This is a genomic window from Pedobacter heparinus DSM 2366 (assembly GCF_000023825.1).
Classification (GTDB): domain Bacteria; phylum Bacteroidota; class Bacteroidia; order Sphingobacteriales; family Sphingobacteriaceae; genus Pedobacter; species Pedobacter heparinus.
On record NC_013061.1, the window covers coordinates 2,124,209 to 2,149,777 of the forward strand.

Genomic DNA, 25,569 nt, shown 5'->3' on the forward strand with positions numbered 1-25,569 from the left:
AATTGATATTGTGAAATATAATATGGTTAAGTATGTGAGGGATGGTAGTTTTTAGAATGTAATTTGGATGGAATGTTGAGTTTGCAGCCAAAAATGCGTTTAATTATACCCAAATTTGGTTCTTTTTGGGGTGCCTAAGTCCGTAAATTAGCTTTATAATAATAAAAAGAAAGGAGGAAAGATAATGAGTAAACATTTACTATTGTTAAACCTGTATTTAATGAAGGACAACCTGGGGAGCCTGGTTTTAAAGTATGGGGATGTTTCGGCCCGGATAGATAGAATGTGTGCTGCGCTTCAGTTTGCGGGCAGGATGAAACAGCTGATTATGGCCATTGATACCGGAGCCAGCCAGGATTGTGCTTATCGGCTGACCAACCTGAAAGGCCTGGAATGGATATTGAATTGCCGCGTTGTAAAAGGGATGGTTGCCCTTGAGCTTTGGCTGGAAAAGCTGGGCTGCAATGAGCGGCTTGTAGTGCCGTTTGACTGGCGTGGAAGTGTGGAAGAGTTTAGGAATGCCATAAACAGGATGATAGACCGGATGCCAGCTTACCAGTTTTACAGGTAATAAAGAAATGCTGATGCTATCGTTGCTAACCACAGCTTAAAAAGGTTGCAAACGTCAATGAACCCATAAAATTAAAAGACATGGGAAAATACAAAAAGGGCATCCTCGGCCCGTTTCGAGGAAAGGTGGGAACGGTAATTGGCGCAATTTGGCGCGGGATTCACTATTTACGGAGTTTGCCTGATGTTGGTGAAGATAACCCGACAGCGGCACAGTTAAATGTACGGGCCAAAATGGCACTGGTATCGTTGTTCTTAAAGCGGATTAAAGCTTTGATCAATGTAGGCTACCAGAAATTCAACAACGGGATCACGCCGTTGAACGCCGCTACTTCTTATCACCTGAAGTATGCCATTACTGGTACGAGCAGCTTGAATTACGCGCTTGATTTTGAGAAGGTAGTGTTTAGTGCAGGTGATTTGCTTGCGCCAAAAGGAGCTGAAGTAAACATTACCCTTGCCGCTAAGCTTGACTTTGCCTGGGTTAATGATGCTGAGCCTGACAGTACCAATGGTACGGATAAGGCAACTTTGCTGGTTTATAACCCAACCAAAGACAAACTGGTTACACTGGTTGCTGCCGCGCCAAGATCGGCAGAGGCTTATGTATTGTCGGTACCGGGCGACTTTTCTGGTGATGGGGTACATGCATGGATATCTTTTGTAAGTGCGGATGGTAAGCAGGTGAGTGATAGTGTGTATGTAGGGGAGTTTATTGTGCTTTAATTTAAAGGGGCGGTGCGCGGCACCGCCCTTGTTTTAACTTTCTTAATGTACTTCACGCGCGTCATATCGACGATAGGAGATATCTCTTGGTTAGGTATAGTTCAAGAGATCTCTCGTCGCTGCGCTCTGTCGAGATGACGGGAAAGCGCAATGACGTGTTGTGTATTGCACGGGCAGAGATAGGAGTAAGAGAGCTGAGGGGTAATAATGATGGTAAGCGGGTTGCTGAATATCTGGCCTATACAGGGATTAAAGTGCCAGCTCCATGGTGTGCCAGTTATGTTTCTTTTGTTTTTGGGAAAGCTGGTTATGCCCAGCCCAGGACGGCCTGGTCGCCTGCAATGTTTCCGATATCAAGGATTGTAAAGGAGCCCAAGCCTGCGGATGTATTTGGGATATGGTTTCCGAGCCTGAAAAGGATTGCGCATGTAGGCTTGGTGGAAAAGGTTAAGGATAACTGGATTTACAGCATTGAGGGAAATTCATCGCCGGATGGGAGCAGGGAAGGTACGGGGGTGTATCAAAGATTAAGGCATAAGCGAACGATTAACGCGTATGCAGATTGGATAATTAACAATTAAACATTATGGCAAGATATAAAAATGGAATAAACGGAGCGATATCCGGAAAAATTGGCAATGTGGTTGGTGCCACATGCCGGGGCATAGCTTATTTAAGAAGCTTGCCTGAAACCACTAAAGGGCCTACTCAAAAACAGATCAACCAGCGCTTAAAGTTTGCACTGGTAATGGGTTGGTTAAAGCCCCTGCTAAACATCATCAATATAGGGTACCAGATATTAACGGGAGATAAGACGCCTATGAACCGCGCAGTATCTTATCACCTGAGGGAAGCTGTAACAGGAGATGCACCCGATTATGGTTTAGATTTTAAGAAAGCGATATTTAGCAGGGGCGAATTGCTGGCATCCTGGATACTGGAAGTTTTGTGTCTGGTAAATGCAGTATTGCGCATTAAATGGGGCAATGGCCCGGCATCTGTATTTAGCAATGACAGTGATAAGGCCAGCTTTATCATTTACAACCCGGCAAAAGAAGCCTTTGTTACTTTTACAAATGCAGCAGCGCGGGCGGATAGACATGCGGTTTTACAGCTGCCGGAAGATTTTGCAGGTGATGTTGTACATGCCTGGCAGCACTTTGTAAATGTTGAAGGCAATGCCGTAAGTACAAGTGTTTATTTGGGTGCATTGATGGTATGAGCCTTCCATTTGGCATAATTTTGCCATAAAACCTGGTTCAATGTCCAAATATTTTTTTATCGGGGGTAATTGGGCTACATTTGCTTTTAATGAACCCATTTAAACAATTAAACAGAAGGCTGGATGAAAAATTCGCAAATCAGTTGCGAGTGGCCACTGCTATGTTTAACTGTTTTCTTTCCATCCAATTTGAACTGGGAGATGCTTTTTTAAAAAGCAGTAAGGACTTTATCAAATAAGCCCCAGCCTTATACAGGTTTGGGGAGTTCCTTTTAATTATTCTTTTTATTGTTTTTTCTGGCTAGGGGGGCATAATAAGCTATGGTTGAACCTTCTTGTACTCTTCTTTTTGGCCACAAAGCTTACAAACCATAACAGCTGGAGAGGAAAAATCAAAGCACTTATTGTTTAAACATTATCAATTACATTATGACTACATCAATTATATTATCAACGGGAATTTTTGACTTGTTAAAAGATCACATCAGAAGAAGAAAACTAAGTAAATATAACCAGGAAAAACTGGAACAGGAACTTCGTAATGCCAGGCAGATCCTGAGTAAGGATATTCCTGCCGACGTGGTAACAGTGAATACCCGTGTACGTGTTAAAGAACTGGAAACAGGTGCAGAGTTTAATTATACACTTGTTCCGCCTGCAAAGGCCAGAAATAAACACAATACCCTTTCTATTTTATCGCCCATTGGCGTAGCTATGGTGGGTTATAGTCAGGGTTCTGAATTAAAATGGGAAATGCCAGAAGGCATTAAAGCTTACAGGATAGAAGAGGTTACCAGGTTAGCATAAATATACAAATACCGGCTTTTGGCCGGTATTTGTATTATAAGATGTTCTTTTCTGCTAAAAAGGTGTTGCTAAACAGTTGCTTTGTTTAATTTGTGGTAATAAATGTAAGAGATGGCCAGGATAGCTAAAACTACCAGTGGGAAGAGCGCTTGTCCACCAAAACCATCTACAGCCCAGTGGCTGATGCAGGCAAATATAAAATCAAATCCGAAGCCGGCATAGATCCACTCTTTAAACCGACCTTTTATTTGGGGAACAACCAGGCCAATTGAACCTAAAACTTTAAATACAACCAGTGCGTTTCCAAAATACTCCGGATAGCCCAGATGTCTGATACCTTCTTTAGCTAATTCAGTTTGAGAGGTAAATGCCGGCATTACACCTTCAAATAAAAAAATAAGAATGGTGGCAACCCAAAAAATAATTTTGTCCTTTTTCATGATGTTTTTTGTTTATATTCTAATTTACTGTTTTTAGTTATTAATTTAACTTATACAAAAGTAACATTCAATGATCAGACCTCTGGCGGGTAGAAACGTCAATGTTAGGGGGCGTTTGCGACAAGTGCAAGAAGACTAAAAACAATAAAAGATAAAAAGGTATTTATATATTATTAATGATCCCATGAAAACAGAACTCGCTAATTTTGAAGATATTGTACTGTTTGTAAACAGTTTTTATGATAAGGTTCAGTCGGACGAACTGATCGGGCCAATATTTAGTGCAGTAATTACCGACTGGCAGCCACATCTGGAGAAGATGTATAATTTCTGGAATGCAGCTCTTTTTGGTGTGCCCGGTTTTAAAGGCAATCCCTTTGCCAAACATGCCCCGCTATCACTGGAGAAGCAACATTTTGAACGCTGGCTGCTGCTGTTCAGGCAAACTATAGATACTTATTTTGAAGGCACTATGGCGGAAGAAACAAAAAAGAAAGCTGATATGATGGCGATTATGTTTTTAAGTAAGATTGAAAATATGAAGGGTGGCGCAGATAAAGTTATACTGGTCTGATAAGCAGCTTATTTTCCGGAAGTTGCCTGTGTTCTGCTGTTTCCAGGATATACTTTTATAAAACGGACACCATGCGGGTTCACTTCTGATGAAAATTCCTGATCGGATTTGGCAACGTCCTGCTGTCTCCATAGATCACGAACCGTTTGTTCGCCCCTTAATCCCAGGGTTTTCCAGTTGACAGTGATCTTTTCTGATTTTTGTCCACGGTTAAACAGACCAACAGCCATTGAACCATCCTCCAGCGGTTTGGCATATACCACTGTTTCCCCATTTTCAGCGACCAGCATACCAAACTTGCCCATTGGATCCTGGTTTACATCAATCACCTCGTTGTTGGTTAGCAAACTGATGGTGAAGTCATCCAGCTGGGCCATATCACAGCCAATTAACAGGGGAGAAGCGAGTAAACACCATAAACTGATGTGCGTGTATTGTTCATCAGCAGTTAGCTTTGTATAATGTAGTTTAGGTCCCCAGCCTACCATCCCTACTACCAGCATATCCGGGTCTATCCAATGTCCGGGACCGGCAAAAGGGGCCCATTTGGTTTGATTAAAGCCAAGCTGGCACATCCGCTCCCAGGTGTCTCTGATATCACCGGTAGTCCTCCAGCTATTGGCCATTTTTTCCCATTGTGTGGCATCTCCGTAAGGGGCACTGTTAGACAAACTGTATACTACATCCCGTTTATAAGAACGTAATGCGTCCTTCATTTCTTTTACATGGTATACATCGTTGGGGTTCCAATCGTATTTCAGGTAATCCATTCCCCAGTCCATCCATTGCTGTACGTCATTTTTCACAAATGAATATTTGCCGTGGTGGTAGTTTATGCCATGCTTTTCCTTTTTCTCAGGATCAGCAAAACGGTAAAATTCATTGTGTTTCCCTTGTTTCACCCAGTCGTACGTACCATCGGCATTGTCAGAATAAGCCCCGAGATGCCCGGCATAGGTTCCTACCCAGGGACCAGAGTAAATTCCTATTTTAAGTCCCATCCTGTGTACTTCATCGGCAAGACCCTTCATATCAGGAAATTTGCTGTTACATTGAATGGCATTGTATTTTCCACCACGAAGTCCCTGCCAGCCATCGTCTATATTGATGTATTGCCAGCCATAATTCAGCAGGCCTTTTTCTACCATTGCTTTGGCCGAACTCAATACCTTTTCCTGGCTTACGGCATCGCCCCAGCAATTCCAGCTATTCCAGCCCATTGGAGGTGTTAGGGCTATCTGATCACCCACTACTATCTTAAATGTCCGTTTAGATTCTCCTAATGAATTTTTTGCGGTCAGGGTTACTTCATATTCCCCGCGTTCTGTTATTTTTCCCGTTATCCGGCCAGAACCGGGGTCTACGGTTAAACCTTTTGGCAAATTCAAAGCTCCGAAGTGCATCGGGCGAATGCCTGTTGCAGGGATGGTATAAAGGAAGGCAGAGCCTGGACGGAGCCCAAATATTCTGGCCCCGTTGATGCGCGGAGTTTGGGGTGGGGCAGGCGTAAGGATATATTTTTTTAAGGTATCCGGAGCGCCCTGCGCCTTTACCAGGTGATTGGTCAGACATAAAATGCCAAAGGAAAGTAAGCAGCCTGTTATAAATTGTTTCATCTTTATTCTTTTTAATACCCTATTGCTTTCAGGGCCTGTTTACCCAAACGTTCTTCCAGTTGGGCCAGATATAAACTTGAAGGATTGACCCGGGTGTTTTGAGCATCAAAAATACCCTCCGGCAAAGCCGGGCCAGCATTGTTAAATGGTCTTGGCAAAGGCATACTTTTTCCTTTACTGCCAATTACCCAATTGTAGGTGCCCGGAGGTATCTGATTTACATAGCTGCCTGCTTCACAATTCCAGGCAACAGACCAGGCAGTTCCCCAGCCATGACCAGAGCCCATACTGCCCCTGTTTTTGAAGTCCATACCACCATTTGGTGCCTTGCAATTGTCTAAAAGCATGCCTGTGCTCCAACGCTGATGTCCTTCAATGCGGCCATTGCCAACAAAATTACAATTCAAAAAAACGATGGGGCCTGTTTGTCCGGCGCCCAGTGCTACATACCAGATGTTATCACCTTCAACCGAACAGCGATCTACCAGAATTTGCCCTGCATTGGGTGCAAATTCTGCCGGTTTAGATGCACCATCATGTAAGGCCTTACGGATGACAGCGATGCGCTGCAGTGTAATCCTGCGTCCGCCGGTTCCTACGCTTTCCATGGTTTCCATCAGGTCCAGATCTTTCATCCAACAATCCTCGCCGTTTAGCCTAACCGCATAGTAGAGTGCCTTTGTATGGTTAACTGCTTGCGGGGGAGATACAATGCGTAAATTTTCTAAGCCAGCCTGTTTAAGCCGTTTTACATCATTGGCCAATACCATTGTGGTTTCATCATTGGTATAATTTACATCATACGAATCTACCAAAGGAACGTCTAAAGTAATTTTATTGCCGTTTATAGCTGATATGTGACGTTCGGTGATCAATAAAGAGCCTGTTTTAATCCATGTTTGCGCCTTGCCATCCCGTACCAGATCGTCCATGTGCATGAAGCTTACCCACTTGTCGGTAACCGGTTTTCTGATCTCAACATTATCACCAACCTTAAATCCAGCTGCATTTGCTACATTAAAAGACAGGCTTCCGGCAGGGATATATTTATCTGTTATTTTAACCGTTTTTTCATTGCCTGCAGCATTACCCAGTCGATTGCCGGCACGTTGATTAAGGCCGTTGGATAGGATTACAGCAGTATGTTTTTCACCATTCATGGCAATAATACTTCCGTTTTCCGATTTGCCGCTTCCGCGGAGTACCACACCATCTGCTGTTATTTTTATGGTTTTGGCACAAGGGTAGGTACCAGGTGCCAGTAAAACAGCCCCGCGGAAACCATTTTTATCCAATGGCAGTGCCGATACCTTGTCGATAGCAGCCTGAATTAAGGCTGTACAATCTGCATTCACATCGCCCGGTGGCTTAACCGTAACTTTTACAATAACATCTGGTAATGCCACACCACCGCCCATATAGCCAGCATGAGAGAAATCCATTATGCGGTCGCCCTTGGCACTTTTTTTATAAACCAGCTTGCCGTCAGCCCCAAAATAAATCCATTCACTTTTTCCTGGATCTTTATCCTTTTTGGATGCTTTGGCTTGTACAAATGTGCTGGTTAATAGTAAAAATAGCATTAAAGCCATTTTTACCTGTGGAATTCGCGAATCGATATGCTTCATCTGTTTACTGTTTTTCTATATGATAACATCCTGAGCTTTTTTAATAAGATAGCCCTAACGAAACTACATATAAAGGCAGCAGAATTTTATATGGCAAAATAGCTTAGTAATAAGCTATTTTAACAATTAACTTGCAGTTGTTTCCGGAAATTAAAGAAGGTCTGTCCCGGGGTTAAATTTATGTGAACAGGCTAATTTGTAATTACGTCCGATAGGGATTTTGTTTCCTGCTATGATCATGTAATTGGGATGGTAAGCGTCTGTTTTATTTACAGGAATAATAAAAGAGCGGTGAATGCGCATAAACTCGCCAATAGGGAGTAGTTTTTCTGCTATGCTGATTTTTTGTTTGGTTTGGAATGTTTTATCCGTTGTAACTACTTTAATATAATCCTTCACACTTTCAATCCACAATATATCCCTGGTATCAACCTTTACCAGCTGGCGTTCTATCCGCAGGTACAAAAAATGGGTGGGCGCTGCTGTGGCCAATCCTTCAGGCTCTTTTAAATGCCGTCGGTTTTTATCACCATTTATAAATTGCATTACCTTATCTATCGCCCTCAGGAAACGTTCCAGGGGAACAGGTTTGAGAAGGTAATCTATTGCATTGAGCTCAAATCCGTCAATGGCGTATTCCTGATAGGCCGTTGTAAAAATGATCATAGGAGGTGTTTTCAGGCCACGGATCAGGTCTGTTCCTGTAAGACCAGGCATTTTTATGTCGAGAAATACCAGGTCTATTTTGGTGTGCTGAACAAATTGAAGGGCTTTAAGGGCATTGTTACACGTATCCACGATTTCTATTTCGGGAACATTTACCGCATATTTTTTTATAATTTCCAATGCATGGGGTTCATCGTCTACTATAAGTGTACGGATAGCCATCTTTTAGTTTTTATCGTTTACAGTTAATTGAATATTCAATTCGGTAATGAAACAATCATCCTCATCAAACCATTCAAATGAATGCTTATCCGGATATAAAAGTTCCAGTCTTTTTTGAACATTGGATAATCCGATATTGCCTATGGCTACTTTATCCTGTATCATGCTATGTTCCGGTTTGCTGTTGCTGATTTTCAATATCAGTTCGGCAGGAGAAACATATAATTCTATGTTGATCCATGGTGCATCAACAGTTTCGGCAGCTCCATGCTTAAAGGCATTTTCTACAAGGGGGAGCATCAGTAGCGGAGCAATTTTACAATAGCCGGCATGGTTACTGATATTTACATTGAGCTCAAGGCGGTCTTCGTATCGGATTTGTTCCAGCTTTATGTAATCGTTGAGTACCTCAATGTCCCTTTTGAGCAGCACCTGGTCGGCAGAACATTCATAAAGTACATACCTAAGGATATTGGAAAGGCCAAGAATAATTCCAGGGGCCTTGGGCGAATCGTTTAAGGATAATGCATAGAGATTGTTCAGTGCATTAAAAAGAAAATGAGGGTGTAACTGTCCTTTTAAAAAGTTAAGTTCGGCTTGCAGAACGGCTTGTTTACGTTCATGCCACAAGACAAATAGTTTCAGGGTTACACAAATCCAGGCGACTGAATTGCTCCTTTCTATTGCATTTACAAAATCAACGGGTTTTTTGAGCTGCTCCCACCAGGAGTGACTGATCTTGTCCCAGGTAAAACTACTGTCTCTTGATTTGTAAAACTGATAAACGTAAGGATCAGCAATAAAAACTTCTGTAAGTCTGTACGATACGGCTATAAGAAACATGACCATCAATACAGCGAAAAAAGCCCTGATATATTTACCGCTGAAAAAAAAACGTGGTACGATCCAGTTCACAATAATGTAAAAGTAACCCATGTGAATGGGCAGCAGGATCAGGATCACTTTTGTACCCAGGTTATAACTTCCATAAGCTGTACCATAAATAAAAGTGAGCAGGCTGAATGCAATCAACCAGTACAGAAAATGTTTTACTATCGGGTAATTTATTGTCAAGATTAAGCCAGGTTTACTTTCCGCAAAGTTAAGGTTAAAGGCATTATGTTGTAGATGTTGGTAGATGAAAAGAGGATTTCGTCGATAAATGGCAGATGGTTTTTTGCGGTATTCATTTCCGGGACAGTATTTTCTGGATTGATTTTTTTGAAATGATGATTTGATGATAAACCTTCGCTGCTTTTGAGTTGTTGTTTAGCTATTGTTCATTAAAACTGGATTTATGCACATCATTTTAGGAGGTACTGGAAATATTGGTTCTGCGCTGGCCGGAACTTTACTGGATTTGGGGGAAGCGGTTACGGTAGTTTCCCATGACGAGAAAAAGCGGGCGGAATGGGAGGAGAAGGGGGCAAAGTTTGCCCGGGTGGATGTGCTGGATGTGGAAGGACTGCGAGAGGTTTTCAATACAGGGGAGCGGCTATTTATGCTAAATCCGCCTGCCGCACCTTCCAGCAATACCGTTGAGGAAGAACAAAAAACGCTGAACGCTATCCTTGCTGCTTTGGAAGGCTCGGGCATTCAAAAGGTGGTAGCTGAATCTACTTATGGCGCCCAGCCGGGAGATGGCCTGGGTGATTTGGAAAAACAACATTGAAGGAATTTATCAGGACCTTATTTTAGCGCAGTGCAGTAGTACAGTTTATGGCGAATAAATGCATAGAGGAAGGAGAAGAATTTTGCACAATCCGGCTTTGCATGGTAATTAGTTGGTATTAAAGCAAATAGGGCTGTCCGATATCGGGCAGCCCTATTTTTACGAGAAATCATTCTCCTTATGCGGAGAGTGAGGGATTCGAACCCCCGGAGCTATTACACTCAACAGTTTTCAAGACTGCCGCAATCGACCACTCTGCCAACTCTCCGCGACAAAAGTACAAACTCCGTTCGATTCTGCAAACTCTGTTTTGCTTATTTTAGTAAAAAATGGATAAAGGCTTAAAACTGAGAGAGAAAAATTTATCTTTTCTCCGGTTTTTCATCAATTGAGGCCGTTTTTTTGAATAAATTGAAGTTAGGACGGATGATTTTTACACTTCTTTTTGACAGGTCTACACTTGCATTCAGCTCAAAACCGATCAGTAAGATCAAAGAATTCAAGTAAAGCCAGATCATAATTACAATCAATGTACCAATAGAACCATAGATCTTATTGTAGGAACTGAAGTTGTTGATATAAAAAGAAAACCCCCAGATGGTTAGAAAGGCCAGGATGGTAGCCAGCCAGGAGCCTGCACTAAAAAAACGCCATTTTTTGGCATGTGCAGGACCATAACGGTATAAAATAGATATGGTTACAAAATAAAGAATACCCAGCAGCGACCACCTGGTCAGCTTAATCAGGTAAACAATAAAATCGCCTTTGATGTCCAGCCCCGTATCTATATAATTTAAGGCATACTCGCCAATGGCCATTGCAATAATGCATACAATAACCGATAAAGCAATAGTGAGTGTCAATACAATGGCAATTAGCCGCTGTTTTAACCAGGTACGTGTTTCTATAATCAATGAGGATTTATTGAAAGCCATCATCAGGTTGTGTACACCATTGGTTGCAAAAAACAGGGAAAGCAAGAAACCGAAGGATAACAATCCCCGGTTTTGTTTGTGTACAATCTCATCAAGTGTAGCACTAAAGGCATTATAGGCATCGGCCGGCAAAATCAGCATGATCAGCTGCATCAGCTGGTCCTGAAAATGGAACCTTTTGGGAATAAAAGGGATCAGTGTAAATAAAAAGATAATGGCCGGAAAAATAGCCAGCATAAAATTATAAGCCAGGGAAGAGGCTTTGTTTACCAAAGAATCCTTTCCTATCTCTTTAAAAAAAAAACTGGCAACGGTATAAAGGGGCAGGGGACTAAAACCCGGCAGTACGCATACTTTGGTCCAGTCTATAAATAAAGCATAAATCCTGATCTTTAACAGCTGCCGGTGTACCCACTCCATTTACCAAATCTACTTAAATCTACTTGTAAATGTTACGTTTATTTAAGGCTTCTCTGTATTTCCTTGCATTCAGTTCATGCTCCTGCACGGTTACCGCAAAATTATGGTAACCTGAAAAATCTTCTTTTGCACACATGTAGATATAATTGTTCTTTTCCCTGTTCAGCACCGCATCGATGGCATTGATACTCGGCATCATGATGGGGCCTGGGGGCAAGCCTGCATATTTATAGGTATTGTATCTCGATTGTACCTGTAACAGCGAATTGGTTACACGTTTCACCGTAAAATCATCATTGGCAAAAATCACTGTAGGATCGGCCTGCAGCAGTATGCCTTTATTCAGCCTGTTTAAATACAGGCCTGCAATAGTAGGCATTTCTTTGTCATATAAAGCTTCGGCATCTACAATTGAAGCCAGGATAGAAACCTGTATTGGTGTAAGGTTTAAGGCTGCTGCCTTTTGTTTCCGTTCATCATTCCAGAATTTCTCGTATTCTTTATGCATTCTTTCAAAAAAATCCAATGCGGTTATATTCCAGTACATTTCATAGGTATTGGGAATAAACATTACATAGCTGTTGTCTTTATTGAAGCCATATTTCTCTATCAGCGCAGCCGAATCCAGCAGGTTAATGAAGGTTAAAGAGTCTGGCTCCAGGTTACGTGATAAATAGCCAGCAAAGTTTTCCTTCTTCCTTAAGTTCTGGAATTTCAGCTTTACAGGATCCTGGTTGCCCGACTTGAGCATATTGATGATGCTGCGGTTGTTCATACCTTTTGTTAGCTGATAGCGGCCTGGTTTTAAAGCACGTGCCAGTTCCATTTTGGCGGCAGCCTGACTAAAAGTACCTATTTCCGTTAAAATATCCTTACGCCTCAGCTCCTCAAACAGGTCGTCCAGTGTAGCGCCTGTTCTGACATACAGGTATTTCTCTTTTCCTGTAGTATTGGGGGCAAAGTATACTTTATAAAAATTAAATCCAAAATAACCACCCACTACTAAAACAGCCAGCACCAAAGCCAGTATAATTTTGCTTTTAGAAGTTTTCTTTTCGTTTGTCATATACAGAAAGTAATAATCAATTATTTGTTTGAAAGCGTAATGTTTATCAATGTGCCTGCTTTAACTTTTGTTACTGAGTCGGTAGCAAGAGGTGTTTGTTTAACAACAACCGCTGTTGCAGAATCTGTGATCGTCCCTTCGTAAGTAACCATACCCAGGTTTAGCTTGGCACCATTTCTGATCGCAAATATTGCTTCATCTTTTGTTAAACCGATTAATACAGGAATTTCTCTCTCTTCATCCCCCTGGCCATTGCCCAGTACCAGATCAATACGCGAACCTTTAGGTAATTTTTCTCCGGCTTTAATAACCTGACCGCCAAATGAGGCTTGAAGTACATCTGTACTTACATCAGCTTTAAAAGTTGTATCTCCCAATTTAAAACCAAAACTCTCTATCAATGCCTGGGCCTCTCTTAAAGATTTAAATTCGACATCAGGGAATTTTGAATCAGGGGCAAGAGCTGTATTAATGGTCAGGTAAATGGTACGGTTGTCTTTCACAAAGGTATTGGCATTCGGATCCTGATCTACCACAATGCCCGGAGGGGAATCCATGATGTAAACAGAATCGACCTCATAGCGCAGGCCCAGTTCTTCCAGCTTACTTACCGCCTGGGTAAAAGCAAGTCCCTTTAAAGCGGGAACATTCAGTCCCTGTCCATGTTTGGTATAATACCTTAAACTAAAGAACGCAGCCAGTAAAATTACCACAACTGTAAGTATAGCAGCAATAAGGTTATTTCTAAAAGAGGTGGTCTTTAGATAAGTAATGAATTTGCCCATAGCACGATTTGTTTCTTTAAGGTATTGAGGCCAAATTTAGGCTAAAAAAATATTTTATTGGAATTAAAATGACATGCAATTAGTATTTTATATTTTTGGGTTCTATAACAATTGTTATGGCAGACAATTGCCGCCTATACATTAAAAACTACACATGATATTAAGATGAAGAAAAAAATAGCATTACTAACTGGTGGTACTACCGGCGAATGGGTAGTTTCGGTTAAAAGCGCTGCCACTATCGCTCAGAACCTGGATGCCGACAAATTTGATGTATATAAGATTATGCTTACCCAGCAGGGCTGGTTCTATGAGCCTGCCGATTCTGTAAAAATTGAGGTAGACCGTAACGATTTCTCTATTAACCTGAAAGGAAAAAAAGTAAAGTTTGAGGGGGTGTTTATTGCCATACACGGATCGCCGGGCGAAGACGGTAAACTGCAGGGCTATTTTGACATGTTGGGTATACCTTATACTACCTGCGATGCACTGACGTCGGCGGTTACCATGAATAAGGGCTATACAAAGGCCATTGTTGATGGTATAGCGGAGTTGAATATTGCGAAATCGGCACAAATCTTTAAAGGTACCCCTTATAGCCTGGAACAGATAAAAAAAACGCTTAAAGTACCGTATTTTGTTAAACCCAACAACGGCGGAAGCAGCATAGGTATGAGCAAGGTAAACCATCCTGATGATTTGCAGGCCGCAATAGACCGTGCCTTTAAAGAAGATAGTCAGATTTTGATTGAAGAGTTTATTTCGGGAAGGGAGTTTACCATTGGCGTAGTAAAGCTGGACGGTGAAATTACCGTTTTACCGGCTACAGAAGTAGAAACAGCCAAAGAGTTTTTTGATTTTGAAGCCAAATATACACCAGGAGTAGCTACCGAAACTACACCGGCACCTATCAGAAAAGAAACATTGGAGAGGGTAACACAGATTGTTAAAAACGTATATCTGAAACTGAACTGCAGGGGGGTAGTGCGGATAGATTTTATCCTTAACGGAGATGAAGGCGATTTTTACTTCATTGAGATCAATACCATACCTGGCCAAACGGCTACCAGCTTTATTCCGCAACAGGTTGCTGCTGCCGGCATGAAACTGAACGATTTTTATACCAAACTGATCAGAGAAACGATAGGCTGATAAATATATAACCGACAAAAAAAGCGCATATCGTACAATATGCGTTTTTTTTGTCGGTTAATTTAAGCTTAGAACCTGAAGCCGATGCTTAGTCCGCCCCTTAAGCCAGCCCATGGTCCGTCAAAGTCAACTTTTGCACCTTCGTTATCTACGGTATATTTTGTTTTAACCAATGGCAGGTCGTCCAGATCAGTCAGGGCATCGCGTAATGCAGCCTGCTCGTCAGAATTCAGACTTTTCTTACCGGAAATACTTCCTGATGAGGTACCATAGTTAGGGCCTAAAATCCACCAGTCAAGATAAACCAGCTTGCTCAGCTTCCACTGTGCACCAAAAAGCACCCCACCCGTTAAGGCAGTAATATCGCCGCTCAAAGGCATGGTCTCTGTCCTTGTTGTACCGGCCACATTTACATCAAAAGTAAATGGCCCTTCAGCCGAATAAGTTGCGTACCTTACAAAAGGTGCAATGTAAAAACCCCTGAACCCACCTTTACCCAGGTAAAACCTTACCTCTGGTGTAAGTGCAAAGTTGCCGGTCTTAAAATCTTTAATATTGTTCCAGGTATCGTCGTTGTCGATTGATTTTTCTATAGACGATTTAAAAGGAAGGCTCGATTTAGGTGAAAACCTTAACCCCAAGGCTACTGAGATTTTTGGTGCAATTGCGCGTTCATACTGAAAAGAGTAGTTGTTCAGGAAAATAGCTCCAACATTCCATTTAACCAGGTTTTTGCCAGCTGTTTCTGTACCGTTTTCCTGTGCATTTACCTTTCCGGCAATACAGAAAAATAACAGGATTGATAAAATAATTGAATTTTTAGTAAAGATTTTCTTCATAATAACGCTTTGTTTGTTTGGTTTTTTATCGCCAAAGTTACATTAAATTTACTATACTGTAAATACCCATTAGTAGGTATTTTAAAAATGCTATGTTTAACTTAGCAGGTAACCATTTTGGCTAGCTATGATCATAAAATATCTGTTAAACAATCATTACCCTGTACATACCTATAAAAAGGATGCCGTGATTTACGTACCTGGCGCGCTGCCCAAAGCTGTGTATTTTATTAAAAGCGGCGAGGTAAGGATGGTTACTGTAAATGACGATGGTAAAGAATTTATCCAGGGTATTTTTAAGGCAAACCAGTATTTTGGCGAACCTGCCTTATTGGTAAATAAACCTTATCTGGCCTATACCATTGTTACCAGGGATGCTGAAATCATTGTTGTAAACAAAACAGATTTCTTTAAAATGATTGAGGAAGACCGGGGGTTTAGCATGGAACTGATCAGAACTTTAAGCAACAGGTTATTTTACAAATCTATGATGCTGGAAGAACTGGCCAATGAGCAGGCAGAACACCGCATCAGAACACTGATCAGTTACCTGCTCAGGAACCTTGCAGAAGCTGAGGTGCTGGATATAACAAGGCAGCAGCTGGCCGATATGAGCGGTTTAAGGGTAGAAACAGTAATCCGTCTGGTTAAAAAACTGGCTGCACAGAAAGAGCTGAAGCTGATTAAAGGAAAGATCGTAAAAACCGGAATATGATCTGGATCATAAATTAACTATGATATCTGCCGTATTTTTGTATGAAAATATGAAGTTTATGAAACCGATATCAAAATTACAGGCAGTTATTGAATGCAAATGTCCGAGATGTAGGGAAGGAGCTATATTTTCCGGTAAAATATATTCTTTTAAAGGGCAGGTTACAAACGAGTATTGTTCGGTATGTAACCTGCGCTTCGAGCGGGAGCCCGGGTTTTTCTATGTAGCCATGTTCATCAGCTATGCGATGAACGTAGCAGAGATGATCAGCATTAGTGTGGCTACTTACGTGCTGGGTATCGATCTGGTATACGAAAACTTGTGGATATATGTAGGTATTATCCTGCTGGGCGTATTTTTATTTGCCCCTTTTAACTACCGTTATTCACGCGTTTTTCTTTTACACTGGCTAACCCCTGGTTTAGGGTATGCGCCTAAACCTTAACTGTTTTCCATTTCCCTCTCCTGAACAGGATGAAACCGGCAAGGGCAATTCCCGTTTCCGCCACCGGAATAGCAATAAATACGCCGGTTGGGCCCATGTCAAAGTGTTTGGCCAAAACATAGGCCAGGGGAATCTGGAACAACCAGAAGCCAAAAAAGTTGACCCAGGTAGGTGTCCAGGTATCGCCGGCACCATTAAAAGTACTGATCAGCACCATACCCATGCCGTAGCAAATGTAACCAAGGCTCATGATCTGCAAGGCGTTTATGGCTACATCTTGTATCAGCACATCATTGCTGAAAAAAGAGATGAAAAACCTGCCGCCAATAAAAGTAAAAGCCATTACCATTAACATATATATAATAATGTATTTGGCAGTTTTCATGACCGACTGTTCAGCGCGTTCCAGCTGTTTGGCACCGAGGTTCTGACCTACCAGTGTAGCAGCCGCATTGCTCATGCCCCAGGCTGGCAGCATAAAGAACATCATTAACCTTAAGGCCGTCTGATAGCCTGCCGAACCGTGATCTCCTCCGGTTGTAGCCACCAGCTGTGCTAAAAATATCCAGCTGCAGGAGGCGATCACAAACTGGAATATACCAGGTGTGGCAATTTTTAACAAGGCTTTTATCTGCTCCCAGTGTGGTTTTAAATAAGCCAGTTTGATCTTTAATACCCCGCTGCCTTTAAATAAATGGTACAGCTGGTAACAAACACCTATGCCCCGGCCCATGGAGGTAGCCATGGCAGCGCCTGTTAATCCAAATGCAGGTACGGGGCCAAATCCATTGATCAGTACAGGACATAAAATGATGTTGGCAATATTGGCGATCCATAAGCTTTTCATGGCTATGGCAGCATTACCCGCACCGCGGAATATGCCGTTGATCAGGAACAGCAATACAATGATCACACTTCCACCCATCATGATGCGCATAAAAGTAGTACCATGATCGGCTGTTTCTACCGAAGCCCCCATCAGCAACAGGATTTCCCGGGCATAAATAAAACCGGCAATACTGATCAGTATGTTAAAAAATACGGCGATAAAGATGGCCTGCATACCCGCTTTTCCGGCGGCTTCCGGGTCTTTTTCGCCAACCCTGCGGGCCACTACCGCGGTAGCAGCCATGCTCATACCTATGGCCAGCGAGTAAATAACGGTGAGTACCGATTCTGTTAAACCTACCGTTTGGATGGCATGGCTGCTGTTGTGCAGGTGACCTACAAAATAGAGGTCTACCAATGCAAAAACAGACTCCATCGCCATTTCCAACATCATAGGGATGGCAAGTAAAAGCACGGCGCGGCGCATACTGCCCTGTGTAAAGTCGAGCTCTTCACCTTTAAGGGCCTGTTTTAAAAGAATAAAAATTTGAGATAGCTTGCCCATGGAAGCTGTTTTCTGTTTTGACATAAAAAATGGGAAAAATAAAATATAAACCGTTTATCAGCATTGATATGCTGATTTTGATGTTTGCGGGAAGGGAGGAGCCCTCGGTACTTAGAACCTTAAACGGACTGCAAAGATCTTCATCGTTTTTGCGGTTATGTTATCCGGCAAATATAAATCTTTTTCTGAGAAAATAAATAATATTAGCATTTAAATGCTGTAGGCAATGATCATTTCGTCATTCACTTTGCAGCCCTTACCAGTTGCGGTATCAATCATCACATAATCGAACCAGCCATCGGCTGCAATTTTGCGGGTCCGTTTGTTTTCAATTTCAAACTGTACCCGGCAGCCTTTTTCGTTGATGGTAAGAATACCTGTACGGATCAGGATAATGTCACCAAGGATAAGCGGGCGTTTAAAATCAACCAGGGCAGTACGTACAACCCAGCCAAATCCGCTTTCCAGGAAAGATTCCATTGGCATTTTATAAAATTCTGCCATCTGTTCATACCTTGCAGCAAGCACATAGTCGAAATACCTGCTGTTGTGTACATGGTTAAACATGTCTATGTCGTCAGGCCGTACTTTTAACTCGGTTTCAAATATACTGTACTGGTTTTTTTCCATAGATCAGGATTGATTTTACAAACATAAGATTTAGAATTTACTTATACTTGCTAATCACTAAAACATACCGTATCTTTGCGCTCAATTAATTAATTTATAAACACTTTAGTATCATTCAAGAATGTATTTAAGTAAAGAAGTAAAAGCCGATATTTTTAAAAAACACGGCGAAGTAGAAACAAACACGGGTTCTGCAGAAGGTCAGGTAGCGTTATTTACATATCGTATTGCGCACTTAACAGAGCATTTAAAGAAAAATCGTAAAGATTTCTCTACTCAGTTAGCACTACAAAAATTAGTAGGTAAACGCCGTGGTATTTTGGCTTACCTGTTTAAAAAAGATATTGAGCGTTATCGTGCTATCATCAAGAACTTAGGTTTAAGGGATATCATTAAATAAAGAGCTTTTATCAGGAAAAGCCATTCTTTAAGGATGGCTTTTTATTTTTATAATAAAATTGTTTGTTTTTATCTTAAGTTTGAAAAACAAAAAAAACATATATAAACAAGGTGTGTAGAAAGAGGAAAACATACCACAACTATTATTAAATGAATGTAATAAAAAAATCGTTCGATCTGGGCGATGGAAGAACAATCGAAATTGAAACAGGAAAACTGGCCAAACAGGCTGATGGTGCTGTTGTTGTTAAAATGGGTGACACCATGCTTTTAGCTACTGTAGTTTCTACTGTAGGTGCTAAAGCTGGGGTTGATTTTTTACCTTTATCGGTAGATTACCAGGAGAAATATGCAGCCGCAGGGCGTATACCTGGTGGTTTCCTTCGCCGCGAGGCCAGGTTGTCTGACTATGAAGTTTTAATTTCACGTTTGGTAGACCGTGCTTTACGTCCGATGTTCCCTGAAGATTATCACTCCGATACCCAGGTGATGATCTCCCTGATCTCTTCTGATAAAAATATAATGCCTGATTGTTTGGCTGGTTTAGCTGCTTCGGCTGCTATTGCGGTTTCAGATATCCCTTTCAATGGACCAATTTCTGAGGTACGTGTGGCCAGAATTGATGGTAAATTTGTGATCAATCCTTATGTGACTGATTTAGAGCGTGCTGACATAGAATTCCTGGTTGCCGGTACAGAGAAAGACATCGTAATGGTAGAAGGTGAGTGTAATGAGATTTCTGAAACTGAAATGGTTGAAGCAATCGAGTTTGCACACAAAGCGATCGTGATCCAGGTTCAGGCACAAAAAGAACTGGCTGAACTGGTGGGTAAAACTGTTAAACGTGAGTATTCTCATGAAGACAGCAACCCTGAGTTAAAAGAACAGGTTTATGCCGCTACTTATGATAAAGTATATGCCATTGCAAAAAGCAACACCAGTAAAGGTGAAAGAGGTGATGCTTTTGGTCAGGTGCTGATGGATTTCATTGCTACATTAGGCGAAGAAATTGATGACGTAACCGGCTTTTTGGCTAAAAAATATTTCCACGATGTTCAATATGACGCCATCCGTAACCTGGTACTGGATGAAGGTATCCGTTTAGATGGCCGTGATGTACGTACAGTGCGCCCAATCTGGAGTGAAGTTGGTTATTTGCCTGCTGCACACGGGTCTGCAGTGTTTACACGTGGTGAAACCCAATCTTTAACTACGGTTACACTGGGTTCTAAAGATGATGAACAAATGATTGATGGTGCTTTTATTAATGGATACAATAAATTCTTATTGCACTACAATTTTCCTGGTTTCTCAACTGGTGAAGTTCGCCCGAACAGGGGTGCAGGCCGTCGCGAGATTGGCCACGGTAACCTGGCTATGCGTTCTTTGAAAAAGGTATTGCCCGGACTGGAAGAAAATCCTTATACCATACGTATTGTTTCTGATATCCTGGAATCTAATGGTTCTTCGTCAATGGCAACTGTTTGCGCAGGTACTTTAGCACTGATGGATGCCGGTGTGAAAATCAAGGCGCCTGTTTCGGGTATTGCTATGGGATTGATCACCGACGAGAAAAGTGGTAAATATGCTATCCTTTCGGATATTTTAGGTGATGAAGATCATTTAGGAGATATGGACTTCAAAGTTACCGGTACTGAAAAAGGCATTGTTGCCTGCCAGATGGACCTAAAGATCAATGGCTTGAAGTGGGAAGTGTTAACCAATGCTTTAAACCAGGCTAAAGAAGCACGTTTACACATCTTAAACGAGATGAAAAAAACGATTGCTGCACCACGTGAGGATTACAAAGCACATGCACCACGTATTGTTTCACTGAGCATCGACAAAGAATTTATTGGTGCGGTAATTGGGCCAGGCGGTAAAATTATACAGGAAATGCAACGCGAAACTGGCGCTACCATCTCTATTGAAGAAGTGGGCAACAAAGGTATCGTTGAAATTTTTGCTGACAATAAGGCTGCTATTGACGCTGCTGTTGGCCGCATTAACGCAATTGCTGCAAAACCGGAAATTGGTGCCACTTACCAGGGTAAAGTAAAATCTATTATGCCGTTTGGTGCTTTTGTAGAGATCATGCCGGGTAAAGATGGCTTACTGCACATTTCTGAAATAGACTGGACACGTTTGGAAACGATGGACGGTGTGTTTAAAGAAGGTGATAAAGTTGAAGTTAAGCTCCTGGATGTGGATAAACAAGGTAAAATGAAGCTTTCCAGAAAAGCCTTATTGCCGCGTCCGCCAAAACCTGAAGCTGCAGCTGCTACTGAAAATAAAGCATAGTTTTTAAAGACAGATATAAAGGCCCCGCAATTTGTGGGGCCTTTTTTATTTACACGGGTTATTTACTTATCTTTACAGAAACGCAAACCGCAGATCAGAAATGGCTGGCAGGCGGTATTGTAACCTCAGATCTTAAATTGTAAATCGTCAATAAAAATGTCCCATCTAATTGCCCCTTCCGTGCTTTCAGCAGATTTTGCCAACCTGCAGCGCGATATTGAAATGATCAATGCCAGTGCGGCCGACTGGTTTCATGTGGATATAATGGATGGTGTGTTTGTGCCTAACATTTCATTTGGCTTTCCGGTTATGGAAGCCATAAAACGATACGCTGAAAAACCATTAGATGTGCATTTGATGATCGTAAACCCTGATCAGTACATCGAACGGTTTGCTGCTGCCGGTGCAGCGATGATTACGGTGCATTATGAGGCCTGTACCCATTTACACAGAACTGTGCAGGCCATTCATGCTACAGGCTGCAGGGCCGGGGTAGCGCTTAACCCGCATACACCTGTCAGCATGTTGAAAGACCTGCTTACCGATCTGGATATGGTGCTGATCATGTCCGTAAATCCGGGTTTTGGCGGGCAACAGTTCATCCCAAATTCCTTAAATAAAATTGCTGAACTGCGAAAAATGGCATCAGCAGTAAATCCAGATCTGCTGATAGAAGTTGATGGTGGTGTGGGGCTGCACAATACAGCTGCTTTATTGCAGGCCGGGGCCGATGTACTGGTTGCAGGAAACGCTATTTTTGCAGCTGCATCACCTGCCGGTATGATTGCCGAACTTAAACAGATTGAGGGTGGGCTAGTGCAGAGGGCTTAATGTAATTAAAACGATGGTTTAATGCTCAGAACTTGCCTGCTTGTCTTTGTCGTTTTGCTCGGTTTTGGCAAAGCTGTCGCACAGCCCCTGATAAAAATATCGGGGCTGGTTACAGATGAGTTGGGTAAATCCTTACAGCAGGTAACTGTTACTGTAATAGGACAAAGCCAGTCTACCATAACTGACGAACAGGGAGCCTATAACATCTATTCTAAAAGTAAAATATTTACCCTGAAATATACGCTGTTGGGATATAACACCATATTGGTCAGTATCAAACAGGACAAGGCCGGAAGGGTTACACAACATGTTGTAATGCGTATAAATCCAAATGAACTGGAACAGGTGACCATTACCAATAAACAAAACCAGCTGAGCAACAGTACGCTCATTAATCTAACGGATGCGGCTGCTATGCCTTCGGTATCGGGAAATTTCGAAGCTGTTTTAAAAACTTTACCAGGCGTATCACCCAATAATGAGCTGAGCGCGCAATATAGCGTGCGCGGTGGTAGTTTTGACGAGAACCTGGTGTATGTTAACGATGTAGAGATCAGCAGGCCTGTGCTGGTTCGCAATGCACAACAGGAGGGCCTGAGCTTTATCAATACTGATCTCCTGAGTTCAGCAAAGTTCTCGGCCGGGGGATTTGAAGCCAGATATGGCGATAAGCTGTCCTCTGTACTGGATGTAAAATATGACAGGCCCGACAGCAGTTCGGCTGCAGTAAGCGCTGGCTTGCTTGGCCTGGCATTTAGTTCAAAAATTGTAAGCCCGAACAGCTACCTGCTTACCGGAATACGGTACAAGAACAATACTGGAATATTGAACAGCCAGGACAACAAGGGGGTTTATACACCAAGTTTTACGGATGTGCAATTGCTATATAATTATAATTTATCGTCAAGGTTCAGTTTAAGTTTGCTGGGCAATTACAATAGTGGCAGGTTTAAACTGATCCCGGAAAGCAGGGAAACTGAATTTGGTACTGCCGATACAAAATTACGTCTGAATGTAGATTATGAGGGGGAAGAAAAGGACAATTACCAGTCGGCCGGTGCTGCAATAACCTTAAAATTTACCCCCAGGCCAGATTATGTGATCAAATGGATCAGCAGTTATTTCAAAACAGACGAAAAAGAGCACATTGACATAGCGGGCTGGTATTTGTTTGACAAAGATGATGGTCCGTCCACTTCAAAGGAAAGCAGTATAGGTGGTTACATCAATTATGCCATGAACAAGCTTACCTCACAAAATTTTAGTACAGAACTGAAGGCCGACCAGACCTTTAAGAACCATACTTTTTCCTGGGGCCTGAGGTTCGAAAACAAGGATTACAACGATGACCTGAATGAGTACAGCCTGATTGATTCAGCTGGTTACATCGCCAATCAGCAGGTACATAATTTTTACCAGAACAATAGTGTAGTTGTTAAAAACAAGCTGACTATTCAGTACTACACGGCTTATATGCAGGACAGTTACCGCTTGTCGGCCAATACGGACCTGCAACTGGGGCTAAGAGCGGGGTATAATAGTCTGAGTACACAGTTTTTACTGAGTCCAAGGCTTTTGCTGGCCTACCGTCCCGTGAACAACAGAAAAATCTTTCGTTTTAGTGCAGGGGTTTATCAGCAGGCGCCCGACTACAGGAGTATACGCGACTTTAATGGTATGCTGAACTTACATCAGAAGGCACAGCGCTCGTACAATACTTCGGCAGGTCTGGACTATGCATTTGATGCCCTGGGTACACGCTTAAAGTTCAGTTCTGAGCTCTATTTTAAATATCTGGACAGGCTGGTACCTTATATGATGGACAACGTACGGGTGAAATACCTGGCCGGAGAAGTGGCAACCGGCTATACTTATGGAGCTGATTTTAACATTGGTGGTGAGTTTGTAAAGGACCTGCTGTCGTATTTCAGGATTTCTTTTATGAAGTCGGCCCAGGACCTGAAAAACGATGGGCTGGGTTACCTGAAACGACCCGCGGATCAGCGTGTAAACTTTTCTGCATACTTTCAGGACAGGCTGTTGAACAGTCCGGCCTACAAAGTACACCTCACTTTGCTTTATGGCGCTAAACTGCCCGTGGGTTCGCCACTGCTGCAGAGGTATTCTGACGATTTTCACATCCCGGCCTATAAGCGGGTGGATATTGGTTTCTCTAAAGATTTTTTAGATGATTTTAATGTAAAAAAATCAGGTTTTTTAGAGAAATATTTTAGTTCGTTTACAGCCAGCGTTGAAGTATTTAATTTGTTGAATATCAATAATACAGTTTCTTATTTATGGTTGAAAGATCTGGATAACGTACAATATGCTGTGCCTAACTACTTAACCGGCAGGCGGCTTAATGTGAAATTGGTGATCAAGTTTAAAAAATCGAAATGATAAACGACATAAAACTGTTACATTTACACGCAATAAATATAGTATAAAAGATGAGACACAATTTCGGCGCAGGCCCATGTATTTTACCTCAGGAAGTATTTAAACAAGCATCACAGGCGGTATTGGATTTTAAAGATGGTTTATCCATTCTGGAAATCTCTCACCGTACTCCTGAATTTGAAGCGGTTGTAGATGAAACCGTAAAACTGGTTAAGGAATTAATGAACGTGCCATCGGGATACTCGGTAGTATTGTTACAAGGTGGTGCCAGTTTACAGTTTGCGATGGTTCCTATGAATCTACTGCCTCAGGGCGGTACTGCAGCTTACCTGGAAACCGGTGTTTGGGCCAACAAGGCAATTAAAGAAGTGAAAACTTTTGGAACAGCTAATATTGTAGCCTCTTCTAAAGCGGATAACTTTACTTTTGTTCCTAAAGATTATACCATTCCTGAAGACAGTGCTTATTTTCACTGCACTTCAAACAATACGATCTACGGAACTGAACTGTTCAGTTTCCCGGAAACCAGTGTGCCTTTAGTTTGTGACATGTCGTCCGACATTATGAGCAGGGTAATTGATGTTTCTAAGTTTGACCTGATCTATGCGGGTGCACAGAAAAACATTGGCCCGGCTGGTTTGACCATTGCCATTGTTAAAGATGAGATTTTAGGTAAATCGGGTAGAAGTATTCCTTCTATGCTGGATTATAAAGTTCATATTGATGGTGGTTCTATGTACAATACCCCCCCGGTATTTTCTATCTATGTGGCCATGCTGAACCTGAGATGGTTAAAATCTAAGGGTGGAGTTGCCGAGATTGAGAAAGAAAACATCGCTAAAGCAAAGGCTTTGTATGCTGAAATTGACAGAAATCCTTTATTTAAAGGTACCTGTGCAGTGGAGGATCGTTCAAGAATGAATATTTGCTTTGTAATGGAAAACCCTGAGCTTGAAAAGCCATTCCTGAAATTTGCTGAAGAAAATGGTGTTGAAGGGATTAAAGGCCATAGAAGTGTAGGTGGTTTCAGGGCTTCAATGTACAATGCATTGCCAATTACTAGCGTACATGCTTTAATAGAATTAATGCAGATTTTTGCAGAGAAACACCAATAA

The 25,569-nt window shown here is 41.9% G+C and carries 26 protein-coding genes and 1 tRNA gene; 15 read left to right on the plus strand and 12 right to left on the minus strand.

Features of this window, described 5'->3' with window-relative positions:
• Positions 1-220 precede the first annotated feature (220 nt).
• From PHEP_RS09120 to PHEP_RS09140, 5 genes are all read left to right on the plus strand, one after another.
• Positions 221-571, plus strand: coding sequence for a hypothetical protein (locus PHEP_RS09120; protein WP_143715721.1), 351 nt, complete (start codon positions 221-223; stop codon positions 569-571).
• Positions 572-651: 80 nt separating this feature from the next.
• Positions 652-1,296 (plus strand): DUF6266 family protein, encoded by a 645-nt coding sequence (locus tag PHEP_RS09125; protein WP_015807654.1) that lies wholly within the window; start codon positions 652-654, stop codon positions 1,294-1,296.
• A gap of 86 nt (positions 1,297-1,382) precedes the next feature.
• Positions 1,383-1,877 (plus strand): C40 family peptidase, encoded by a 495-nt coding sequence (locus PHEP_RS09130; RefSeq protein WP_238326456.1) that lies wholly within the window; start codon positions 1,383-1,385, stop codon positions 1,875-1,877.
• A 5-nt stretch (positions 1,878-1,882) separates the two neighbouring features.
• Positions 1,883-2,518: a DUF6266 family protein gene (locus PHEP_RS09135; RefSeq protein WP_015807656.1), complete on the plus strand. Its 636-nt coding sequence runs from the start codon at positions 1,883-1,885 to the stop codon at positions 2,516-2,518.
• Positions 2,519-2,947: 429 nt separating this feature from the next.
• Positions 2,948-3,325: a GreA/GreB family elongation factor gene (locus PHEP_RS09140; RefSeq protein WP_015807658.1), complete on the plus strand. Its 378-nt coding sequence runs from the start codon at positions 2,948-2,950 to the stop codon at positions 3,323-3,325.
• A gap of 68 nt (positions 3,326-3,393) precedes the next feature.
• On the opposite strand, the gene PHEP_RS09145 is transcribed toward PHEP_RS09140, so the two are convergent.
• Positions 3,394-3,765, minus strand: a complete 372-nt coding sequence (locus PHEP_RS09145; RefSeq protein ID WP_015807659.1) for a DoxX family protein — start codon at positions 3,763-3,765, stop codon at positions 3,394-3,396.
• A 184-nt stretch (positions 3,766-3,949) separates the two neighbouring features.
• Here PHEP_RS09145 and PHEP_RS09150 point away from each other — a divergent pair, with 184 nt between their 5' ends.
• The gene (locus PHEP_RS09150; RefSeq protein ID WP_015807660.1) at positions 3,950-4,339 is read left to right on the plus strand and encodes a group III truncated hemoglobin; all 390 of its coding nucleotides are present in this window, start codon (positions 3,950-3,952) and stop codon (positions 4,337-4,339) included.
• An 8-nt stretch (positions 4,340-4,347) separates the two neighbouring features.
• Here the strand turns inward: PHEP_RS09150 and PHEP_RS09155 are convergent, their stop codons facing one another.
• From PHEP_RS09155 to PHEP_RS09170, 4 genes are all read right to left on the minus strand, one after another.
• A complete protein-coding gene (locus tag PHEP_RS09155; protein WP_015807661.1) occupies positions 4,348-5,955 on the minus strand; it encodes a putative Ig domain-containing protein in 1,608 nt (535 codons plus the stop codon).
• 11 nt (positions 5,956-5,966) lie between these two features.
• Entirely contained in the window at positions 5,967-7,583 is a 1,617-nt protein-coding gene (locus PHEP_RS09160) for a hypothetical protein (protein WP_015807662.1), read from the minus strand.
• A gap of 150 nt (positions 7,584-7,733) precedes the next feature.
• Entirely contained in the window at positions 7,734-8,471 is a 738-nt protein-coding gene (locus PHEP_RS09165) for a LytR/AlgR family response regulator transcription factor (protein WP_015807663.1), read from the minus strand.
• Positions 8,472-8,474: 3 nt separating this feature from the next.
• The gene (locus PHEP_RS09170) at positions 8,475-9,503 is read right to left on the minus strand and encodes a sensor histidine kinase (RefSeq protein WP_202901239.1); all 1,029 of its coding nucleotides are present in this window, start codon (positions 9,501-9,503) and stop codon (positions 8,475-8,477) included.
• A gap of 265 nt (positions 9,504-9,768) precedes the next feature.
• Between PHEP_RS09170 and PHEP_RS09175 the strand changes: the two genes are divergently transcribed.
• Positions 9,769-10,143, plus strand: a complete 375-nt coding sequence (locus PHEP_RS09175; protein ID WP_015807665.1) for an NAD(P)H-binding protein — start codon at positions 9,769-9,771, stop codon at positions 10,141-10,143.
• A 183-nt stretch (positions 10,144-10,326) separates the two neighbouring features.
• Here PHEP_RS09175 and PHEP_RS09180 read toward each other — a convergent pair.
• From PHEP_RS09180 to PHEP_RS09195, 4 genes are all read right to left on the minus strand, one after another.
• Positions 10,327-10,411, minus strand: a tRNA-Ser gene (locus tag PHEP_RS09180).
• Positions 10,412-10,505: 94 nt separating this feature from the next.
• Positions 10,506-11,498 carry a YihY/virulence factor BrkB family protein gene (locus PHEP_RS09185; protein WP_015807666.1) on the minus strand — a complete coding sequence of 331 codons (993 nt, stop codon included), beginning with the start codon at positions 11,496-11,498 and terminating at the stop codon, positions 10,506-10,508.
• A 19-nt stretch (positions 11,499-11,517) separates the two neighbouring features.
• Positions 11,518-12,564 carry an endolytic transglycosylase MltG gene (gene mltG, locus PHEP_RS09190; protein WP_015807667.1) on the minus strand — a complete coding sequence of 349 codons (1,047 nt, stop codon included), beginning with the start codon at positions 12,562-12,564 and terminating at the stop codon, positions 11,518-11,520.
• Positions 12,565-12,584: 20 nt separating this feature from the next.
• Positions 12,585-13,349: a PASTA domain-containing protein gene (locus PHEP_RS09195; RefSeq protein ID WP_015807668.1), complete on the minus strand. Its 765-nt coding sequence runs from the start codon at positions 13,347-13,349 to the stop codon at positions 12,585-12,587.
• 165 nt (positions 13,350-13,514) lie between these two features.
• On the opposite strand from PHEP_RS09195, the gene PHEP_RS09200 reads away from it, so the two are divergent.
• Complete coding sequence (locus PHEP_RS09200) at positions 13,515-14,501, plus strand: D-alanine--D-alanine ligase (protein WP_015807669.1); 987 nt, start codon at positions 13,515-13,517, stop codon at positions 14,499-14,501.
• Positions 14,502-14,569: 68 nt separating this feature from the next.
• Here the strand turns inward: PHEP_RS09200 and PHEP_RS09205 are convergent, their stop codons facing one another.
• Complete coding sequence (locus tag PHEP_RS09205; RefSeq protein WP_015807670.1) at positions 14,570-15,340, minus strand: DUF3575 domain-containing protein; 771 nt, start codon at positions 15,338-15,340, stop codon at positions 14,570-14,572.
• A 127-nt stretch (positions 15,341-15,467) separates the two neighbouring features.
• Between PHEP_RS09205 and PHEP_RS09210 the strand changes: the two genes are divergently transcribed.
• Positions 15,468-16,055, plus strand: a complete 588-nt coding sequence (locus tag PHEP_RS09210; RefSeq protein WP_015807671.1) for a Crp/Fnr family transcriptional regulator — start codon at positions 15,468-15,470, stop codon at positions 16,053-16,055.
• Between the two features lie 58 nt (positions 16,056-16,113).
• Complete coding sequence (locus PHEP_RS09215) at positions 16,114-16,500, plus strand: hypothetical protein (protein ID WP_015807672.1); 387 nt, start codon at positions 16,114-16,116, stop codon at positions 16,498-16,500.
• On the opposite strand, the gene PHEP_RS09220 is transcribed toward PHEP_RS09215, so the two are convergent.
• Together PHEP_RS09220 and PHEP_RS09225 are read right to left on the minus strand one after the other, a co-directional pair.
• On the minus strand, positions 16,490-17,917 hold the full coding sequence (locus PHEP_RS09220) for an MATE family efflux transporter (RefSeq protein ID WP_015807673.1): 1,428 nt from the start codon (positions 17,915-17,917) through the stop codon (positions 16,490-16,492). The genes PHEP_RS09215 and PHEP_RS09220 overlap by 11 nt on opposite strands.
• Positions 17,918-18,103: 186 nt before the next feature.
• Positions 18,104-18,523, minus strand: coding sequence for an acyl-CoA thioesterase (locus PHEP_RS09225; RefSeq protein WP_015807674.1), 420 nt, complete (start codon positions 18,521-18,523; stop codon positions 18,104-18,106).
• Positions 18,524-18,644: 121 nt separating this feature from the next.
• On the opposite strand from PHEP_RS09225, the gene rpsO reads away from it, so the two are divergent.
• From rpsO to serC, 5 genes are all read left to right on the plus strand, one after another.
• A complete protein-coding gene (rpsO, locus tag PHEP_RS09230; RefSeq protein ID WP_015807675.1) occupies positions 18,645-18,923 on the plus strand; it encodes a 30S ribosomal protein S15 in 279 nt (92 codons plus the stop codon).
• 149 nt (positions 18,924-19,072) lie between these two features.
• Positions 19,073-21,223, plus strand: a complete 2,151-nt coding sequence (gene pnp, locus PHEP_RS09235; protein WP_015807676.1) for a polyribonucleotide nucleotidyltransferase — start codon at positions 19,073-19,075, stop codon at positions 21,221-21,223.
• A gap of 156 nt (positions 21,224-21,379) precedes the next feature.
• Positions 21,380-22,054: a ribulose-phosphate 3-epimerase gene (rpe, locus tag PHEP_RS09240; protein ID WP_015807677.1), complete on the plus strand. Its 675-nt coding sequence runs from the start codon at positions 21,380-21,382 to the stop codon at positions 22,052-22,054.
• Positions 22,055-22,075: 21 nt separating this feature from the next.
• Positions 22,076-24,454, plus strand: a complete 2,379-nt coding sequence (locus PHEP_RS09245; protein WP_015807678.1) for a TonB-dependent receptor — start codon at positions 22,076-22,078, stop codon at positions 24,452-24,454.
• Between the two features lie 50 nt (positions 24,455-24,504).
• Positions 24,505-25,569 (plus strand): 3-phosphoserine/phosphohydroxythreonine transaminase, encoded by a 1,065-nt coding sequence (gene serC / locus PHEP_RS09250; RefSeq protein WP_015807679.1) that lies wholly within the window; start codon positions 24,505-24,507, stop codon positions 25,567-25,569.

What these genes read in the sequence shown, in the direction of transcription:
- PHEP_RS09120 (WP_143715721.1), top strand. Translation starts at nt 221, where the DNA reads ATGAAGGACAACCTGGGGAGCCTGGTTTTAAAGTATGGGGATGTTTCG.
- PHEP_RS09125 (WP_015807654.1), top strand. Translation starts at nt 652, where the DNA reads ATGGGAAAATACAAAAAGGGCATCCTCGGCCCGTTTCGAGGAAAGGTG.
- PHEP_RS09135 (WP_015807656.1), top strand. Translation starts at nt 1,883, where the DNA reads ATGGCAAGATATAAAAATGGAATAAACGGAGCGATATCCGGAAAAATT.
- PHEP_RS09140 (WP_015807658.1), top strand. Translation starts at nt 2,948, where the DNA reads ATGACTACATCAATTATATTATCAACGGGAATTTTTGACTTGTTAAAA.
- PHEP_RS09145 (WP_015807659.1), bottom strand. Translation starts at nt 3,765, where the DNA reads ATGAAAAAGGACAAAATTATTTTTTGGGTTGCCACCATTCTTATTTTT.
- PHEP_RS09150 (WP_015807660.1), top strand. Translation starts at nt 3,950, where the DNA reads ATGAAAACAGAACTCGCTAATTTTGAAGATATTGTACTGTTTGTAAAC.
- PHEP_RS09155 (WP_015807661.1), bottom strand. Translation starts at nt 5,955, where the DNA reads ATGAAACAATTTATAACAGGCTGCTTACTTTCCTTTGGCATTTTATGT.
- PHEP_RS09160 (WP_015807662.1), bottom strand. Translation starts at nt 7,583, where the DNA reads ATGAAGCATATCGATTCGCGAATTCCACAGGTAAAAATGGCTTTAATG.
- PHEP_RS09165 (WP_015807663.1), bottom strand. Translation starts at nt 8,471, where the DNA reads ATGGCTATCCGTACACTTATAGTAGACGATGAACCCCATGCATTGGAA.
- PHEP_RS09175 (WP_015807665.1), top strand. Translation starts at nt 9,769, where the DNA reads ATGCACATCATTTTAGGAGGTACTGGAAATATTGGTTCTGCGCTGGCC.
- PHEP_RS09185 (WP_015807666.1), bottom strand. Translation starts at nt 11,498, where the DNA reads ATGGAGTGGGTACACCGGCAGCTGTTAAAGATCAGGATTTATGCTTTA.
- mltG (WP_015807667.1), bottom strand. Translation starts at nt 12,564, where the DNA reads ATGACAAACGAAAAGAAAACTTCTAAAAGCAAAATTATACTGGCTTTG.
- PHEP_RS09195 (WP_015807668.1), bottom strand. Translation starts at nt 13,349, where the DNA reads ATGGGCAAATTCATTACTTATCTAAAGACCACCTCTTTTAGAAATAAC.
- PHEP_RS09200 (WP_015807669.1), top strand. Translation starts at nt 13,515, where the DNA reads ATGAAGAAAAAAATAGCATTACTAACTGGTGGTACTACCGGCGAATGG.
- PHEP_RS09205 (WP_015807670.1), bottom strand. Translation starts at nt 15,340, where the DNA reads ATGAAGAAAATCTTTACTAAAAATTCAATTATTTTATCAATCCTGTTA.
- PHEP_RS09210 (WP_015807671.1), top strand. Translation starts at nt 15,468, where the DNA reads ATGATCATAAAATATCTGTTAAACAATCATTACCCTGTACATACCTAT.
- PHEP_RS09215 (WP_015807672.1), top strand. Translation starts at nt 16,114, where the DNA reads ATGAAACCGATATCAAAATTACAGGCAGTTATTGAATGCAAATGTCCG.
- PHEP_RS09220 (WP_015807673.1), bottom strand. Translation starts at nt 17,917, where the DNA reads ATGTCAAAACAGAAAACAGCTTCCATGGGCAAGCTATCTCAAATTTTT.
- PHEP_RS09225 (WP_015807674.1), bottom strand. Translation starts at nt 18,523, where the DNA reads ATGGAAAAAAACCAGTACAGTATATTTGAAACCGAGTTAAAAGTACGG.
- rpsO (WP_015807675.1), top strand. Translation starts at nt 18,645, where the DNA reads ATGTATTTAAGTAAAGAAGTAAAAGCCGATATTTTTAAAAAACACGGC.
- pnp (WP_015807676.1), top strand. Translation starts at nt 19,073, where the DNA reads ATGAATGTAATAAAAAAATCGTTCGATCTGGGCGATGGAAGAACAATC.
- rpe (WP_015807677.1), top strand. Translation starts at nt 21,380, where the DNA reads ATGTCCCATCTAATTGCCCCTTCCGTGCTTTCAGCAGATTTTGCCAAC.
- PHEP_RS09245 (WP_015807678.1), top strand. Translation starts at nt 22,076, where the DNA reads ATGCTCAGAACTTGCCTGCTTGTCTTTGTCGTTTTGCTCGGTTTTGGC.
- serC (WP_015807679.1), top strand. Translation starts at nt 24,505, where the DNA reads ATGAGACACAATTTCGGCGCAGGCCCATGTATTTTACCTCAGGAAGTA.